The organism is Rubritepida flocculans DSM 14296 (assembly GCF_000425365.1).
Taxonomy (GTDB): domain Bacteria; phylum Pseudomonadota; class Alphaproteobacteria; order Acetobacterales; family Acetobacteraceae; genus Roseococcus; species Roseococcus flocculans.
In genome coordinates, this window is the sequence record NZ_AUDH01000005.1 from 207,621 (window position 1) to 222,914 (window position 15,294).

At 73.7% G+C, this 15,294-nt stretch carries 14 protein-coding genes; 8 read left to right on the plus strand and 6 right to left on the minus strand.

Features of this window, described 5'->3' with window-relative positions:
- Nucleotides 1-110 precede the first annotated feature (110 nt).
- Genes H596_RS0107585 through H596_RS0107595 form a run of 3 tightly spaced genes read right to left on the minus strand, consistent with a single transcriptional unit; the run spans nt 111 to nt 3,227 of the window.
- Complete coding sequence (locus H596_RS0107585) at nt 111-842, minus strand: proteasome-type protease (protein ID WP_027284367.1); 732 nt, start codon at nt 840-842, stop codon at nt 111-113.
- 16 nt (nt 843-858) lie between these two features.
- Complete coding sequence (locus tag H596_RS0107590; protein ID WP_027284368.1) at nt 859-1,788, minus strand: alpha-E domain-containing protein; 930 nt, start codon at nt 1,786-1,788, stop codon at nt 859-861.
- On the minus strand, nt 1,782-3,227 hold the full coding sequence (locus H596_RS0107595; protein ID WP_027284369.1) for a circularly permuted type 2 ATP-grasp protein: 1,446 nt from the start codon (nt 3,225-3,227) through the stop codon (nt 1,782-1,784). The genes H596_RS0107590 and H596_RS0107595 overlap by 7 nt, the downstream gene beginning before the upstream one ends.
- A gap of 151 nt (nt 3,228-3,378) precedes the next feature.
- On the opposite strand from H596_RS0107595, the gene H596_RS0107600 reads away from it, so the two are divergent.
- Complete coding sequence (locus tag H596_RS0107600) at nt 3,379-4,995, plus strand: thiamine pyrophosphate-binding protein (RefSeq protein WP_027284370.1); 1,617 nt, start codon at nt 3,379-3,381, stop codon at nt 4,993-4,995.
- Between the two features lie 100 nt (nt 4,996-5,095).
- On the opposite strand, the gene H596_RS0107605 is transcribed toward H596_RS0107600, so the two are convergent.
- Nucleotides 5,096-5,917, minus strand: a complete 822-nt coding sequence (locus H596_RS0107605; RefSeq protein WP_084602625.1) for a sulfite exporter TauE/SafE family protein — start codon at nt 5,915-5,917, stop codon at nt 5,096-5,098.
- Between the two features lie 244 nt (nt 5,918-6,161).
- Here H596_RS0107605 and H596_RS20640 point away from each other — a divergent pair, with 244 nt between their 5' ends.
- The 5 genes from H596_RS20640 to H596_RS20650 are packed head-to-tail and all read left to right on the plus strand — an operon-like array spanning nt 6,162 to nt 12,318.
- Entirely contained in the window at nt 6,162-7,097 is a 936-nt protein-coding gene (locus tag H596_RS20640) for a class I SAM-dependent methyltransferase (protein WP_211225259.1), read from the plus strand.
- A gap of 7 nt (nt 7,098-7,104) precedes the next feature.
- Entirely contained in the window at nt 7,105-8,418 is a 1,314-nt protein-coding gene (locus H596_RS20645; protein ID WP_051212597.1) for an ABC transporter ATP-binding protein, read from the plus strand.
- A gap of 38 nt (nt 8,419-8,456) precedes the next feature.
- A complete protein-coding gene (locus H596_RS22820; protein WP_051212599.1) occupies nt 8,457-10,334 on the plus strand; it encodes a methyltransferase domain-containing protein in 1,878 nt (625 codons plus the stop codon).
- A complete protein-coding gene (locus tag H596_RS0107630) occupies nt 10,331-11,209 on the plus strand; it encodes a glycosyltransferase (protein WP_027284372.1) in 879 nt (292 codons plus the stop codon). The genes H596_RS22820 and H596_RS0107630 overlap by 4 nt, the downstream gene beginning before the upstream one ends.
- Nucleotides 11,206-12,318 carry an acyltransferase family protein gene (locus H596_RS20650; protein ID WP_051212601.1) on the plus strand — a complete coding sequence of 371 codons (1,113 nt, stop codon included), beginning with the start codon at nt 11,206-11,208 and terminating at the stop codon, nt 12,316-12,318. Before H596_RS0107630 ends, H596_RS20650 begins: the two co-directional genes overlap by 4 nt.
- On the opposite strand, the gene H596_RS0107640 is transcribed toward H596_RS20650, so the two are convergent.
- On the minus strand, nt 12,210-14,210 hold the full coding sequence (locus tag H596_RS0107640) for a hypothetical protein (protein WP_027284373.1): 2,001 nt from the start codon (nt 14,208-14,210) through the stop codon (nt 12,210-12,212). The two genes, H596_RS20650 and H596_RS0107640, sit on opposite strands and share 109 nt — an antisense overlap.
- 85 nt (nt 14,211-14,295) lie before the next feature.
- Between H596_RS0107640 and H596_RS0107645 the strand changes: the two genes are divergently transcribed.
- Both H596_RS0107645 and H596_RS0107650 read left to right on the plus strand, forming a co-directional pair.
- Entirely contained in the window at nt 14,296-14,646 is a 351-nt protein-coding gene (locus tag H596_RS0107645) for an ArsC family reductase (protein ID WP_027284374.1), read from the plus strand.
- Between the two features lie 93 nt (nt 14,647-14,739).
- Nucleotides 14,740-14,955, plus strand: a complete 216-nt coding sequence (locus H596_RS0107650) for a hypothetical protein (RefSeq protein ID WP_027284375.1) — start codon at nt 14,740-14,742, stop codon at nt 14,953-14,955.
- A gap of 7 nt (nt 14,956-14,962) precedes the next feature.
- Here the strand turns inward: H596_RS0107650 and H596_RS0107655 are convergent.
- A partial coding sequence (locus H596_RS0107655; protein WP_027284376.1) for a transposase occupies nt 14,963-15,294 on the minus strand: 332 nt, incomplete at its 5' end.

Below are 15,294 nucleotides of genomic sequence, written 5' to 3' on the forward strand. Positions count from 1 at the left end.
CTTTTCCGTTCCGGCGCGGGCTCCCTCGTGGCGGGCGACCGCTTGCCCTGACGCGCAAGAGGGCGAGGAGCCCGCGGGGGTGAGGCGGGCGGCCTGCGATGCCGCCCCTCTCAGACGAAATCCGGCCGCGGGAGGCGCATATAGGCCTCCCGCAGCGCCTCCGACCAGCCGTCGCGGATGCTGCGGTAATAGCCATCCTCCTCGGTGATGCGCCGGCGCACCGCGAGGCGCAGCCCGTCGCGCCGGATCACCGTGAGGTCGAGCGGCAGGCCGACCGAGAGGTTGGAGCGGATGGTGCTGTCCATGCTGATCAGCGTCAGCGCCACCCCTTCCACCAGCGAGGTGCGCGGCGTGAGCACCCGGTCCAGGATGGGCTTGCCGTATTTGTGCTCGCCGATCTGCAGGAAGGGCGTGTCCTCCGTCGCCTCGATGAAGTTGCCGGCGCTGTAGATCAGGAACAGCCGCGGCGCGCCGCCCGCGATCTGCCCGCCCAGCAGGAAGGAGCAGTCGAAGGCGAGGCCCTGCTGCGCCAGCGCCGCCCCGTCGCGCCGGTTCACCTCGCGCACCGCCGCGCCGACGAGCTGGGCGGCGGCGAACATGTCGTGCACGTCGGTCAGGCGAAGCTGCGCCCCCTCCATCCAGACGCCCTGCTGCAGCAGGTTCCAGACGGTCTGCGTCACCGCGAGGTTGCCCGCCGTCATCAGCGCGAGCGCGCGCTCGCCCGGCACCTCCACCGCATGCATCTTCGAGAAGGTGGAGATGTTGTCGAGGCCCGCATTGGTGCGCGTGTCCGAGAGCAGGACGAGCCCCTCCTCCACCGAGAGGCCGACGCAATAGGTCATGCGCGCGCTCCTTCGCTCAGGGACGGATGTAGAAGGCCTCGATCTCGGCGCCCAGCCGCGCGGTGCGGCCGATCATGTCGGTGAGGAAGGCGTGCAGCCCGCCCTCCAGGATGTCTCCGATGCGGCCGTAGGCGAGGCGCGCGTGCAATTCGCCCGCCAGGCGGTGGCACTCGCCCCGCCGCCCGCCCTGGCCGGCGGCGATGCGCTCCAGCACCTCCAGCACCCGGCCGAAGCAGGCGACGAGGCTGCGCGGCAGCTCGGGCCGCAGGATGAGGAGCTCGGCGATCCGCTTCGCCTCCAGCCGGTCGCGATAGACCCAGTGATAGGCGCGCAGCGCCGAGACGGATTGCAGGATGGCCTGCCACTGCCCGTAGGCCACCGTGCCCTGGCTGCCGGGGCCGAGCAGGTCGTGCTTCACGTCCAGCAGGCGCGCGGTGTTGTCCGCGCGCTCCAGCGCGGTGCCGAGCTGCACGAAGAGCCAGGGCTCGCCGCGCAGCATCGTGTCCTGCGCGGCGCCGTTGAACAGCAGCACGCGCTCGCGCACCCATTCGAGGAATCCGGGCAGCTTCTCGCCCTGGAACTCCGCCGCGCGGATCTGGTTCCAGGTGTCGTTCAGCGCGCCCCACATGTCCACGGTCAGCGCGGTGCGCACCGTGCGGGCGTTGTGCCGGGCGGCGGCGAAGCAGGGGATGATGCCCGAGAGGTTGTCGGGGTCGCGGACCAGGAAGTCCACGACGTTCTCCTGCGTCGTCTCGGCGTGCTTCGCATCGAAGCCGGGCGCGCAGCCGCTCGCCACCAGCAGAGAGCGCCAGGCGTCGAGCTCCGCGCCGAGCTCGGAGGAGAGGCTCGCCATGCGCAGCGTCACCGAGAGGCCGCGCGCGACATTGGCCGCGCGTTCGGTGTAGCGGCCGAGCCAGAACAGGCAGTCCGCGGTGCGGCTCAGCATGCCACGCCCCCCTGGCCGGGGTCGCTTTCCAGCACCCAGGTGTCCTTGGTGCCGCCGCCCTGCGAGGAGTTCACGACGAGCGAGCCCTCGCGCAGCGCCACGCGCGTCAGCCCGCCGGGGACGATGCGCACCTCGTCCTTCGTGCTCAGCACGAAGGGCCGCAGGTCCACATGGCGCGGGGCGATGCCGCTGGCGCAGAGCGTGGGCACGGTGGAGAGCGCGAGCGTGGGCTGGGCGATGTAGTCGGCCGGGCGGGCGCGGATGCGCGCGGCGAACTCCGCCCGCTCGGCCGCGGTGGCGTGCGGGCCGATCATCATGCCGTAGCCGCCGGAGCCCTGGGCGAGCTTGACCACCAGCTCGTCCAGGTGGGCGAGCACATAGGCGCGGTCCTCCTCGCGCTCGCAGAGATATGTGGGGACGTTGGCGAGCTTCGGCTCCTCGCCGAGGTAGAAGCGGATCATCTCGGGCACGTAGGGATAGACCGCCTTGTCGTCGGCGATGCCGCAGCCCGGCGCGTTGCACAGCGCGACGTTTCCGGCGCGGTAGGCGGCCATGAGCCCGGGCACGCCCAGCATCGAATCCGGGCGGAAGGCGAGCGGGTCGAGGAAGTCGTCGTCGATGCGGCGGTAGATCACGTCCACGCGGCGCGGCCCCGCTGTGGTGCGCATGAACACCACCTCGTTCTCGACGAAGAGATCCGCGCCCTCCACCACCTCCACGCCCATCTCGTCGGCCAGGAAGCAGTGCTCGTAATAGGCGCTGTTGAAGCTGCCGGGCGTGAGCACCACCACCGTCGGGTCGGGCCCCGCGCGCTCGGGGGCGGCGGCCTTGAGCGTGGCGAGCAGATCCTCGGGGTAGCGGTTCACCGGCAGCAGCCGGTGCCGCGCGACGAGTTTCGGGAAGAGGCGCAGCATCGCCTCGCGGTTCTCGAGCATGTAGGAGACGCCCGAGGGCGTGCGCGCATTGTCCTCGAGCACGTAGAACTCGTCGGGGCCGGTGCGGACGAGGTCTATGCCCGCGATGTGGGTGTACACCCCGCCCGGCGGGGTGAAGCCCAGCATCTCCGGCCGGAACAGCTCGTTGCCGGTGACGAGGCGGGCGGGGATGCGCCCGGCCTTCAGCATCTCCTGCGGCCCGTAGCAGTCGGCGAGGAAGGCGTTCAGCGCGCGCACGCGCTGCGCGAGGCCCGCGCTCAGGCGCTCCCATTCGCCGCGGCCCAGGATGCGCGGGATGATGTCGAAGGGGATGAGGCGTTCCGGATCGCCGCCCTCGCCATAGACGGCGAAGGTGATGCCGATGCGCCGGAACAGCAGCTCCGCCTCGGCGCGCTTGGCTTCCAGCTCATGCGCCGGCGTGCGGGCGAGCCAGGCCGCCACCTCCGCATAGGCGCCGCGCACCGGGCCCTCCGGCCCCTGTCGCATCTCGTCGAAGGCCCGCACCTTTCCCCCAACCCTCTTCCCGCCCCGAATTGACCAAGGCCTTGCGCTGGGCGCAAGCCAGCCCGGCGGAAAAAGCCGGGCGCCGCTTGGCCTTTGCCCGCATGCGCGCCAGCCTGCGCCCGTACGGAGGTCAGGCGAGGGGAGGCGGTCCATGGACATGACGGGGGCGGAGGCGGTGATCCGCGCCTTCGCGACGGCGGGAATGCCCGCGCTCTTCGGCGTGCCCGGCGGCGGGTCGAGCCTCGATCTGATCGCGGCCGCCAAGCGCGCCGGGCTGCCCTTCCTGCTGGCGCGCACCGAGACGGGCGCGGGCATCATGGCCTCGGCCCTGGCGGAGCTGACGCAGCGGCCGGTGGGGCTGCTGACCACCCGCGGCCCCGGCGTCTCGGCCGCGGCGAACGGCGTGGCCAATGCGGCGCTGGAGCGTGCGCCCGTGGTCATGCTGGCCGATGGCTTCGGCGCCAGGGAGGCCGGCTTCGCCACGCATCAGCGCTTCGACCAGGCGGCGATGCTCGCCCCCGTCACCCGCGCCCGGCTGATCGCGGGGCCGAGGCCGCCCGGCGAGGCGGCGGCGGAGGCGCTGGCCGCCGCCCTCGGCGCGCCGCGCGGCCCGGCCTATCTCGAGCTCTCGGGCGAGGCGGCGCGCGCGCCCTGCGCGGCCCCTTCCCCCTTCCGGCCGCCGGCGCGGCCGGCGATCGGGCCCGAGGCCATCGCCGCGGCGCGCGGGCTGCTCGCGGGCTGCGCCCGGCCGGTGGTGATCGCGGGGCTGGAGGCGACCGCCCCGGCCCGCACGGCCGCGCTGCGCCGGCTCGTCGAGGCGCTGGGCTGCCCCGCCCTCGTCACCTACAAGGCCAAGGGGGTGATCGCGGACGCGCACCCGCTCTTCGGCGGCGTCTTCACCGGCGGGGCGGCCGAGGCGCCGCTGCTGCACGAGGCCGACCTGATCCTGCTGGCCGGCGCCGATCCGGTGGAGTTCATCCCGCAGCCCTGGCGCTATGCCGCGCCCGTCCTCGAACTCGCCGAGGCCGCGCCGGCGCTGCGCTACGCCCCGCCCGCCCTGTCGCTGATCGGCGCCTGGGAGGAGGCGGCGGAGGCGCTGACGGAGGGGGCCGCGCCCCGCCCCTGGCCGCCGGGGCGGGTGGCGGCGCTGCGCGCGGCCTGGGCGCAGGCGCTTCTCGTCCCCGCCCATGGCAACCGCGGCATGGCCCCCGCCGAGATCGTCACCGAGACGCAGGCGGCGCTGGAGGCCCTGGGCGCCGATCCGCGGCTTGCGGTGGATGCGGGGGCGCACATGTTCGCCTGCACCAGCTTCTGGCGCTGCCGCCGGCCCGGCGATCTGCTGATCTCCAACGGGCTCGCCACCATGGGCTATGCGCTGCCGGCCGCCATCGCCGCCGCCTGGCACGACCCCGCGCGGGGCGCGCTGGCGATGACGGGCGATGGCGGGCTGCTGATGTGCCTGGGCGAACTGGCCACCGCCGCGGCGCTGCGGCTCGACCTCACCGTGATCGTGTTCAACGACGCCGCCCTCTCGCTCATCGAGATCAAGAAGGGCGCGCGCGACCTGCCCGAGGGCGCGCTGGACTGGCCGGAGGCGGATTTCGCGGGGGTGATGCGCGCGCTGGGCGGCGCGGCCTGGCGCGTCGAGGACGCGGTGGGGCTGCGCGCCGCCCTGGCCGAGGCGCGGGCCACCCCCGGGCCGAAGCTGCTCGACGTGCGGACCGACCCCTCCGGCTACCCCGCGCAGATCGAGGCGCTGCGGGGCTGAGCCCGGGCGGGCGGTCGCTCATGACCGGCGCGGAAGGCTGCCGCAGCCGGCCGGCCCGCAGCACCGGGCGCGCGGCGGTGCGCCCCTCCCGCGGGGAGGCTCAGGTGGCGAGCGACCACCACATCCGCAGCACCGTCAGCGCGAGGAAGCCGGCGAAGAGCCGTTTGAGCAGCAGCGGCGGGATGGAGTGGGCGAGGTTCACCCCCCAGGGCGTGGCGATCAGGCTCGCCGGCACGATCAGCGCCACGCCCAGCAGGTTCACATAGCCGAGCGAGGGCGGCGGCAGCGCCGGATCGCCCCAGCCGCCATAGACGAAGCCGAGCGTAGCGGGGATGGAGATGATCACCCCGAAGGCGCTCGCCGTCGCCACCGCCGAGCGGATGGGCGCGCCGAACATGGAGAGGATCGGCACCCCCACCGTGCCGCCGCCGATCCCCATCATGGCGCTGATGCCGCCGATGAAGCCGCCCACCCCGTGGCGCGCCGGGCCGGTGGGGAAGCTGTCGCGCAGCCGCCAGTCCACCCCGGTGAAGGCCATGTTGGCCGCCACCAGCATGGCGATGGCCGCGAAGACGGCGGTGTGCACGCTCCCCTGCACATGCACCCCGAGCAGCGTGCCCGCGAGCACGCCGAGCGCGATCGAGGGCGCGAGCGAGCGCAGCAACGCCACGTCCATCGTGCCCTTGGCGAAATGCTTGCGCGCCGAGACGAGGGAGGTGGGAATGATGGTGGCGAGCGAGGTGCCCACCGCGAGCTTCATCTGCACGCTCTCCGGGATGCCGAAGAAGGGGAAGACGGTGAACAGCACGGGCACGATGACGATGCCCCCGCCCACGCCGAGCAGCCCGGCGAGCAGCCCGGAGAACAGCCCCGTGGCCCCCATCGCCAGGGCGAGGGCCAGGAGCCACAGCACTTCGGTCATGGAAAACATCCCGGCGCAGCAACGACGAATGGCGCGGCCCTACACGCCCCGGCGCGGCCCGTCACCCGCGCGGGGCGCATCGCGGCCCTGCGCGGGGCGGCGGAACCGCCCGGAATCCGGGCGGCCAGCCCCCGCCCTGCCCGCCTCTTCGCCAATGCGAGGGCGCGCCGCCCCGGCCCCGGGCCGGTGGACCGCGGCGAAACCCCGTGTATAGCGTCCCGCGCGCCGGGGATCGGGGGTTGGAATGGCTCAGGGGCTCAAGGGACGGGGGATGCGGGAGCGGGTGCTGCGCCTGCTCGGCTGCGGGGATCTCTATGACCGGCTGCACGCCCAGGCGGCCGCGCTCGCCGCCTCGGGCCGCGCGCCGCTCGCGCCCGGGCAGCAGGAGATCGTGATCGACTACCCCGTCGCGCCGCGCGTGCGCCATGGCTGGGGCCGGCCCTCGGAGCCGGTGCTGCGCGCGCGCATGGAGGCCGAATCGCCCCGCTACCGCGCCCAGCTCGAGGCCTTCCTGCCCTTCGCGCCCGCCATGGCGCGCATCACCGCCGCGCGCGAGGCGCCCGGCGAGCCGCACTGGGTGCAGGAATGGTTCCCCGCGATGGACGCCATCGCGCTCTACGGCATGGTCGCCTCGCGCCGGCCGCGCCGCTATGTGGAGATCGGCTCGGGCAACTCCACCCTCTTCGCCAGCCGCGCCATCCGCGACCACGGGCTGCCCACGCGCATCACCTCCATCGACCCCGCCCCGCGCGCCGATGTGGACCAGCGCTGCGACGAGGTGATCCGCACCACGCTGGAGGAGGCGCCGGCCTCGGTCTTCGACGATGTGGGCGCGGGCGACCTCGTCTTCTTCGACGGCAGCCACCGCGCCTTCCAGAACAGCGACGTGACGGTGTTCTTCACCGAAATCCTGCCCCGCCTGCCCGCGGGCACGCTGGTCGGCGTGCACGACATCTTCCTGCCCGACGACTACCCCGAGGCCTGGCTCGGGCGCTGGTACAACGAGCAGTACATGCTGGCCTGCTGGCTGCACGGCGGGGCGCGGCTGCGGATCGAGCTGCCGGTGCATTTCGCCTCGCAGGAACCCGCGCTGCGCGGCGTGCTCGCGCCCTTCTGGGAAATCCCGGCGCTGCGGCAGGCCTCCATCCCCGGCGGGGCCTTCTGGTTCAGCCTGACCTGAACGGGCGATGTCCGAAGCCCCCGCCATCCGTGTGGCGCATCTGAGCAAGGCCTACGCGCTCTATCCCACGCCGCAGCACCGGCTGCGCCAGCTCCTCCAGCCGCCCGCGGCGCGGCTGCTGCGCCGCCTCGGCCTGCCGGCGCGCGAGCGGCGCTACTACAGCGAGCACTGGGCGCTGCGCGATCTCAGCTTCGAGGTGGCGCGCGGCGAGACGCTCGCGGTGATCGGGCGCAACGGCGCGGGCAAATCCACCCTGCTGCAGCTTCTGTGCGGCACGCTGACGCCGAGCGCGGGCGAGGTGCAGGTGAGCGGGCGGGTGGCGGCGCTGCTCGAGCTCGGCTCGGGCTTCAACCCGGAATACACGGGGCGCGAGAACGCGCTGATGAACGCCGCCGTGCTCGGCCTCTCCCGCGAGGAGGCGGAGCGCCGCCTGCCCGAGATCCTCGCCTTCGCCGACATCGGCGATTTCGTGGACCAGCCGGTGAAATCCTATTCCTCCGGCATGGCGATGCGCCTCGCCTTCGCCGTCATCGCGCATGTGGACGCGGATGTGCTGATCGTGGACGAGGCGCTGGCGGTGGGCGACGCCTATTTCCAGCAGAAATGCCTGCGCTGGCTGCGCGATTTCCAGGCGCGCGGCACGGTGCTGTTCTGCGGGCACGACATGGGCGCGGTGCTGGGGCTGTGCCAGCGCGCGCTCTGGCTCGAACAGGGGCGGATGCGCCGCCTCGGCCCCGCGAAGGAGGTGGCGGAGGCCTATATCGCCGCCACCGCGGCCGAGGCCATGGGCATCGCCCCGCCCGGCGCGGCGCAGGAGCCCGCCCCGGCGCCCGCCGCCGAGGCCCCGGGCTGGCGGCCTGTCGCAGCAAGGCAGGAATACGGCTCGGGCGATGCGCGCATCACCCACTTGCGCCTCTGCGACGCCGCCGGCTACAGCCCCGGCGTCTGGCAGGGCGGCGAGGAGGCGGTCCTCGAGATGCGGATCGCGCCGCGTCGCGAGGTGGCCTTCCCCATCGCCGGCCTCACCCTGAAGGACCGTCTGGGCCAGCCCGTCTTCGGCGCCAACACCGGCGCGCGGCTGCACGGCGAGCGGCTGGAGGCGGGGCGGGAGGCGCTGCTGCGCCTCGGCTTCCGCCTGCCCGAGCTCGCCTCGGGCCGCTATGTGGCGAGCGTGGCCTTCGCCTCCGGAAGCCCGGCGCAGCATGTCCAGCACCACTGGGCGGACGATGCGCTGGAGCTGACGGTGGCCAACCCCCACCACAACGGGGCGCTGGTGGCCGCGCCGGCGCTGTGGGCGTCGCTCGGCGCGGCCGACGGATAGAAAGTCACGGCGGCGCGGCCGCCTGCGAGGAGTGCGAGTTGGGCGAGATCTTCACGCGCGCGCAGCCCCCGGCGCCGCTGGGCTTCACCGGGGAGCGCATGACCGGCGCGGCCCATGGGCAGATCGAGATCGAGCATCTGCACCGCTATTTCCTGGCGCGCGAGATGGCGCGCGGGCTGCGCGTGCTCGACATCGCCTGCGGCGAGGGATACGGCGCGGAGCTGATGGCCCAGGTGGCCGAGAGCGTGATCGGCGTGGATGTCTCCGAGGAGGCCATCCGCTTCGCCGGGCAGAACTACCGTCGGCCCAACCTCTCCTTCCGCCTGGGCGACGGGCGCGCCATCCCGCTGCCCGACGCCTCGGTGGATCTCGTGGCCTCCTTCGAGACGCTCGAGCATTTCTACGAGCATGAGGCCTTCCTCGCGGAAATCCGCCGCGTGCTGCGCCCGGGCGGCGTGCTGCTGCTCTCCACCCCCGACCGCGATGTGTATTCGCCCGATGGCCGGCCCGCCAACGCCTTCCATGTGCGCGAGCTCGACCAGCGCGAGTTCTCGGCGCTCCTCTCGGGCCGCTTCCGCCACGTCACCCTCTACGGGCAGCGGCCCATGGTGGGCTCGGCGATCCTGCCCCTGGGCGGCGCGCCGGCCATGGGCGCGGCCTTGAGCTTCGACCGGCGCGGCGAGGCGCATTTCGAGGCGCAGCAGGGCTTCGCCCGGCCGCTCTACCTGCTCGCCGCCTGTTCGGACGCGCCGCTGCGCCTGCCCTCCGCCAGCCTCTATGTGGAGGCGAGCCAGCTCGACGCCTGGCGCTCGGCCGGGGCGCTGGCGGCGGTGGAGGCGGCGGAGGAGGCGCTGCAGCGCGAACGCGCCGCCCTCTCGGCCCGGATCGCGGCGCTGGAGGCGGAGGCGGCGCGGCTGCAGGGCTTCCTCGACGCCATGCGCGCGAGCACGAGCTGGCGCATCACCCGCCCGCTGCGCGCCCTGGTCACGCGGCTGCGCGGCGGCCGGGAGGTGGAGCTCTCGCCCCCGCCCCGCGCGCACGCGCCCGCCGGCGCCGCGACCCCCTCCGCGCGCCCCGATCCGGCCCGGCAGCGGGCGCGGCTCGGCCTCGACCTGCCCATGCCCGCCCTTTCCGTCGCCGTGGGCGTGGTGACCTACAACAACCCCCCCGATGAGGTGGCCCGCTGCCTCGAGAGCGCGCGGCTCGCCCTCGCCCCGCTCGGCGGCGGCCTGCTGCTGCAGCTCGACAACGGCGCGCCGCTCGAGCCCCCGCCGGGGGTGCGCCGCCTCGCGCCGCGCGGCAACATCGGCTTCGGCGCGGGCCACAACGCCATGATGCAGGAGGCCTTCGCCGCGGGCGCGGAGCTCTACATCGCCGCCAACCCCGACGGCTTCTTCCACCCCCGCTGCATCGAGGCGCTGGCCCGCATGGTCGAGGCCGCGGGGCGCGCGGCGCTGGTCGAGGCGCGGCAGTTCCCCGCCGAGCACCCCAAACCCTATGACCCCGAGGGCTTCGACACGCCCTGGGCCTCGGGCGCCTGCCTCGCCATCCCGCGCGCGGTGTGGGAGCGCATCGGCGGTTTCGACGAGGGATTCTTCATGTATTGCGAGGATGTGGACCTTTCCTGGCGCGCCCGCGCCCAGGGGGTGGCGGTGCGCCTCAACCCCACCGCCCTCTACATGCACGCCGTCACCAACCGCAGCACCTCGGCCGCCGCCTGGCGCATGATGCTCGCCTCGGGCCGGCGTCTGGGCGCCAAATGGGGCTCGGCCGCGTTTCGCGACTGGGCGACGGCGAAGCTGCGCGAGGCAGGCGAGAGCCCGGCCCCGCTCGAGGAGGTGACGCCCGTTCCCGAGGCCTGGCGGGCGGTGGCGGAGTTCGGCCACGGCTTCTCCTTCGCGGAGCCGCGCTGGTGAGCGCGCCGCACGCCGAGGCGGGGCTCGACGTCGTCGTCCGCTTCCACGATCCGCGCCGGCTGGGCGAGCTGGAGCAGGCGGTCTTCTCGCTGGTGGCGCAGGAGTATCGGCCGCTGCGCATCCTGCTCGTGCTGCAGCGCTTCAGCGACGAGCAGGCCGAGGCGGTGCGCGCCGCCCTCGCGCCCCTGCTCGCCCTGCCCGGCGCGCCGGCGCTCGAGATCCTGCGCTACGCGGCGCCAGAGCCTGCGGATGCGCGCTCCGCCCTGGTCAACATGGGGTTCGCCGCCGCCACGGGGCGCTATCTGGCGCTGCTCGACTATGACGACATCCTCTACCCCGAAGCCTATCGGCTGCTGGTGGGGCGGCTGCAGGCCACGGGGGCGGCCATCGCCTTCGCCGGCATCCTGGTGCGCCGGGCAGAGGTGCATCCGCACTTCCTGCATGTCCTGGCCGCGCCGCAGCCCTTCCATGGCAGGGGCCTCGCCGATCTCCTCCGCGGCAATTTCTGCCCCATCCACTCCTTCGTGCTGGACCGCAGCCGCGTCGCCCCGCGCGAACTCCATTTCGAGGAGAATCTGACGCTCGAGGAGGACTACGACTTCCTGCTGCGTGTCTGCGCCCGGCATCGGGCGGATTTCGGCCTGCTCGGGACGGTGATCGGCGAGTATTTCTTCAAGACGGACGAGAGCAACACCCTGGCCGGGCGCAGCGCGCCGCCGCCCGCGCTGGCCGCGCGCGCTGCCGCCGCGCGGGCCTTCATCGAGGGGCGCAAGCAGCTCCTGCCCCTCTCGGCAGAGGTGCAGGCCGATCTCGGGCTGCGCCCGCCCGAACCGGGGCTGACCATCGCCCAGTTCCTGGCCCGGCGCGCGCCATGAGCGGGCATCGCGCCAACAACCTCGACTTCCTGCGGCTGATCGCGGCGGGAATGGTGGTGCTGGGCCATTCCTACATCCTGGTGGGCGAGCGGCCGCATGCGCTGTTGGGACACAGCGTCTCCACCCTGGCCGTGCTGATCTTCTTCTCCCTCAGCGGCTACCTGATCGCGCGGAGCTGGATGAACGACCCGCACCCCTTGCGCTTCGCGCTGCGCCGGGCGCGGCGCATCTGGCCGGCGCTGATCCTGGTGGTGCTGGTCTCGGTGCTGGTGATCGGGCCGCTGCTCACCCCCCTGCCCTTCTGGCAGTACATCACCCACGCGCAGACCATCCGCTACCTCGGCAACATCATCTTCTACGCGGCCTACGCGCTGCCGCTCGTCTTCGCGAACCACCCGCTGCCCCATGCGGTGAACGGCAGCCTCTGGACGCTGCCGGTGGAGGTGGCGATGTACGCGATGGCGCCGCTGCTGGTCTGGCTCGGCGCGCGGCGGCCGCTGCTGCTGCTCGCCACCGCGCTGGCGGTGGGGCTGTTCCTCGTCGCCATGCTCCTGCGCCCGCGCGAGGTGGTGGTGCTGGGCACGCCCTTCTGGGCGGCCTCCATCCTCGCGGCCTTCTTCGTGGTGGGCACCGCCATCGCCGTGCTGCGGATGGAGCGCTGGCTGGACTGGCGGGCGGGGGCGGCCATGCTGCTCGCACTCGAATATCTGCCCCTGCCCTTCTGGGCGCAACAAGGGCTGCTTGTCCTCGCCCTGCCCTATGCGGTGCTCGCCCTCGGCCTGTGCGCCTGGCGGATCCCGGCGGCGGTGAGCCGGATGGGGGATCCCTCCTACGGGATCTATCTCTGGTCCTTCCCGGTGCAGCAGCTTCTCATCCAGGCCATCGGCGTGCAGGGCGGGGGGGCGCTGAACTTCGCCCTGTCCATGCCGATCTCGCTGCTCCTCGGCCTCGCCTCCTGGCATCTGCTCGAGAAGCATGTGCTCGGACGGGGCAAGGCCGGTCAGCGGGCGGCGCCGGGCACGCGCCAGCCGAGCAGCTCCCCCGCCGCATGGTCCGCCCCCGCGCCGCCGGGCGCCCAGGCCGGCGGGTCGGAAACGGGGGCGAGGTAGAAGCCCACCCCTTCGCGCGCCAGGCGCGCGAAGGCGGCGGCGCGGTCCGGCATGGCGTGGATTTCGGCGGCGAGGCCAAGGCGCGACCGCGCGATCTCCGCGACCGCCCCGCCGCGACGCTGCACCAGCCCCGGGCGCGAAAGCCAGGCCGGAACGCCGCTCGCGCCCAGCAGCAGCGTGGCGTCGTCGAACCAGAGCTCGTCGGGCTTCTGCGCGGCGAGGAGGAAGCTCTCGCCCCGGCTCCGCGCCGCGCGCATCCACTGCGCCGCCTCGCGCAGCCCGGGCCGCGGCGTCACCTCGGCCAGCGCGGCCATGCCCGCCATGCGCGGCGACTTCGCCCCGGGCATCCAGAAGGCGGCGGAGAGCAGCGCGGCGAGGCCGAGCGCCGAAAGCGGCGCGCCCCGCCCCAGCCCGGGCGCGAGGCGCAGCGCGAAGGCCGCCGTCCAGATCACCAGCAGCGCATAGACCAGAACGAAGCCGCGCTGGCGGAAATCCGTGAAATCGCCATGGAAAGGGGTGGGGGCGAGCAGCATCAGCGCCATCGCCCAGCCCATCAGCAGGAAGGGCAGCCCATCCCCCGCCTGCCAGCGCCCCCTCGAGGCCGACAGCGCCGCCCCCAGCAGGAAGGCGAGGAGCCACACCCCCCCCATCGCCGCCAGCGCGAGCCCGAGCCCCGCAGGCAGCGCGCCGAGGGGCCCGAAACGGGCCGTCAGCCGCAGATAGAGCCCGTCATACCCGGTGGGCGGATAGCCGAGGTGGAGATGGTGCAGATAGCGGGTGAGAAAGCCCGTGAGCCCCACCGCCTCCACCTCCGCCCGGGCGATCCAGAGCAGGGCGAAGGGCGCGATGACGAGCCCGAGCGCGAACAGCGCCAGCCGCCAGCGCCGCGCCGGCCAGGGCAGGGCCAGCCACACCGCCACGCACCAGGGCGCGAGCAGCCAGACGAAGAGATGCGCCCGCAGCAGGAACACCCCCGCCAGCATCAGGCCCGAGAGCGCGAGCAGCCCCGCCCGCCGCTCCAGAAGCCACAGCCGCAGCAGCGCCACGCAGCCCAGCGCCACCGGCAGCCCGTAGAGCGAGCCGGGGGAGGTCTCCATCATCCAGTGGAAGGAGAGGAAGCCGTGGCGCAGCCCATAGGCCGCCGCATCGGGCAGCAGCGCGAGCAGCGCCAGGGCGAGCGCCCCCCCGGCCGCCCCGGCCAGCGCCCGGCCCAGCGCCAGCACGCCCATCGCCGTCAGCCAGATGCCGAAGGGCATCCAGAACCCGGCGAGGGAGTCGAGCGGGGCGATGCCCGTCGCGCGCACGGCCAGCCCCGCCACCGCATGGCTCACCGCGTGGTAGAGCGGCGCGGGCACCCCCGCCATCGCGCTGTTGCGCAGGCCGATGCTGCGCGGATCGCCGAACTCGGCGATGATCCCGGCATGGATGAAGCCGTCCATCCAGAGCCGGTAGGGACCGCCGGCGGGGAAGGAGGCGGCGCGCCCCGCCGTCTCCAGCGCCCAGATCAGGGCGAAGCCCGCCGCCAGCAGCAGGCCGAGGAGAAGAAGGCCCCCGCCCCTCTCCTCGCGCGCCGGCGCCGCGCAGCCCAGCGCACCGACCCCGAGCGCCGCGCCCAGCGCCGCGATGGGCCAGCCCAGCGCCATCACGGGCAGGGCGAGGGCATGGGCCGCCACGCAGAAGCCCAGCAGCAGTTCGATCTCCACCGGCAGCGCCAGGCCCAGGGCGCGCGCCAGAAGCCGCCCCCAGCCGATGCAGGCCAGGACCATCAGCGCGCAGAGCAGGGCGAGCCCCGCCGCCTGCGCGGCCGGGGCGCAGGCCGCGACCACGAGGGCGGCGAGCGCGGCGAGGCCGCAGGGCAGCGCCCAGCGCCGGGCGGACAGGAAGGAGGGCATGGGGGCTGCTTGCCCAGCCTCTCGCGCCGGGTCAACGCGGCCCGCCGGGCTTGGGCCGGGCCGGCGGCGGCGCTATGGGCCGTGCATGATCACGCTCTACGGCATCCCGAACTGCAACACGGTGAAGAAGGCCCGCGCCTGGCTCGCGGCGCGCGGCATCGCCCACGGCTTCCACGACTTCCGTACACAGGGGCTCGAGGAAGCGCGGCTGCGCGGCTGGGCGCGGGAGCTGGGCTGGGAGGCGCTGCTGAACCGCGCCGGCACCAGCTTCCGCAAACTGCCCGAGGCCGAGCGCGCGGGGCTCGACGAGGCGCGCGCCGTGGCGCTGATGCTGGCGCAGCCCACGCTCATCAAGCGGCCGGTGCTCGATCTCGGGGAGCGTCGGGTGCTCGGTTTCCGTCCGGAGCTCTACGCCGCGCTCTTCGCGGGGCGGTGAGGGCTTCCCCCTCGCGCGGGCGGGCGCATCTTGTGATGCGCGGAGGCGCCGGGCCGGGCTAGGCTCGCCCCTCCACGCGGAGGGAGAACGGGAATGTCCGAGACCAGGCGGGAGGTGACCCTGGCGGGGCGGCTGATCGGGCTGTCCATCCTGGGCAGCACGGTGATCTTCGTGATCGCCCTCGAAGCCATCGCCGACGAGGCCGCGCTCTCCTACGTGAAATACATCCTGGCCGGGGCGCTGGCGCTCGCGATCGCGGTGCCGCTGATCTTCTTCCGGCGGCCCGTGCCAGTGGCGGCGAGGCGCTAGAGCATTTTCACATCATTCGTGGATAACCTGAGTGGGCGAAGTAGTTTGCGCACTCTTTCGGTGTGAAGGCGTCGAGGCTCTGGCCGATGGTGTTCCACAAGGTCTCGATGTCCCTGGGCGCGGCCGCGCGGACGAGGTTCTTGAGCTTGGCGAAGACCTGCTCGATGGGGTTCATGTCGGGCGAATAGGGCGGCAGGTGGCGCAGTTCGGCACCGCGCGCCTCGATGGCGGCGCGCACGCCCGGTGACTTGTGGCATCGCAGATTGTCGCAGATCACGATGTCGCCGGGCGCAAGCGCGGGCGCCAGGTGCTGCTCGACATAGGCCCGAAAGGTGATGC

Excerpts from the sequence above, each read along its gene's own strand:
- H596_RS0107640 (WP_027284373.1), bottom strand. The coding sequence starts at position 14,210 with ATGCCCTCCTTCCTGTCCGCCCGGCGCTGGGCGCTGCCCTGCGGCCTC.
- H596_RS20650 (WP_051212601.1), top strand. The coding sequence starts at position 11,206 with ATGAGCGGGCATCGCGCCAACAACCTCGACTTCCTGCGGCTGATCGCG.
- H596_RS0107585 (WP_027284367.1), bottom strand. The coding sequence starts at position 842 with ATGACCTATTGCGTCGGCCTCTCGGTGGAGGAGGGGCTCGTCCTGCTC.
- H596_RS20645 (WP_051212597.1), top strand. The coding sequence starts at position 7,105 with ATGTCCGAAGCCCCCGCCATCCGTGTGGCGCATCTGAGCAAGGCCTAC.
- H596_RS0107645 (WP_027284374.1), top strand. The coding sequence starts at position 14,296 with ATGATCACGCTCTACGGCATCCCGAACTGCAACACGGTGAAGAAGGCC.
- H596_RS20640 (WP_211225259.1), top strand. The coding sequence starts at position 6,162 with ATGGCTCAGGGGCTCAAGGGACGGGGGATGCGGGAGCGGGTGCTGCGC.
- H596_RS0107605 (WP_084602625.1), bottom strand. The coding sequence starts at position 5,917 with ATGACCGAAGTGCTGTGGCTCCTGGCCCTCGCCCTGGCGATGGGGGCC.
- H596_RS0107650 (WP_027284375.1), top strand. The coding sequence starts at position 14,740 with ATGTCCGAGACCAGGCGGGAGGTGACCCTGGCGGGGCGGCTGATCGGG.
- H596_RS0107590 (WP_027284368.1), bottom strand. The coding sequence starts at position 1,788 with ATGCTGAGCCGCACCGCGGACTGCCTGTTCTGGCTCGGCCGCTACACC.
- H596_RS0107600 (WP_027284370.1), top strand. The coding sequence starts at position 3,379 with ATGGACATGACGGGGGCGGAGGCGGTGATCCGCGCCTTCGCGACGGCG.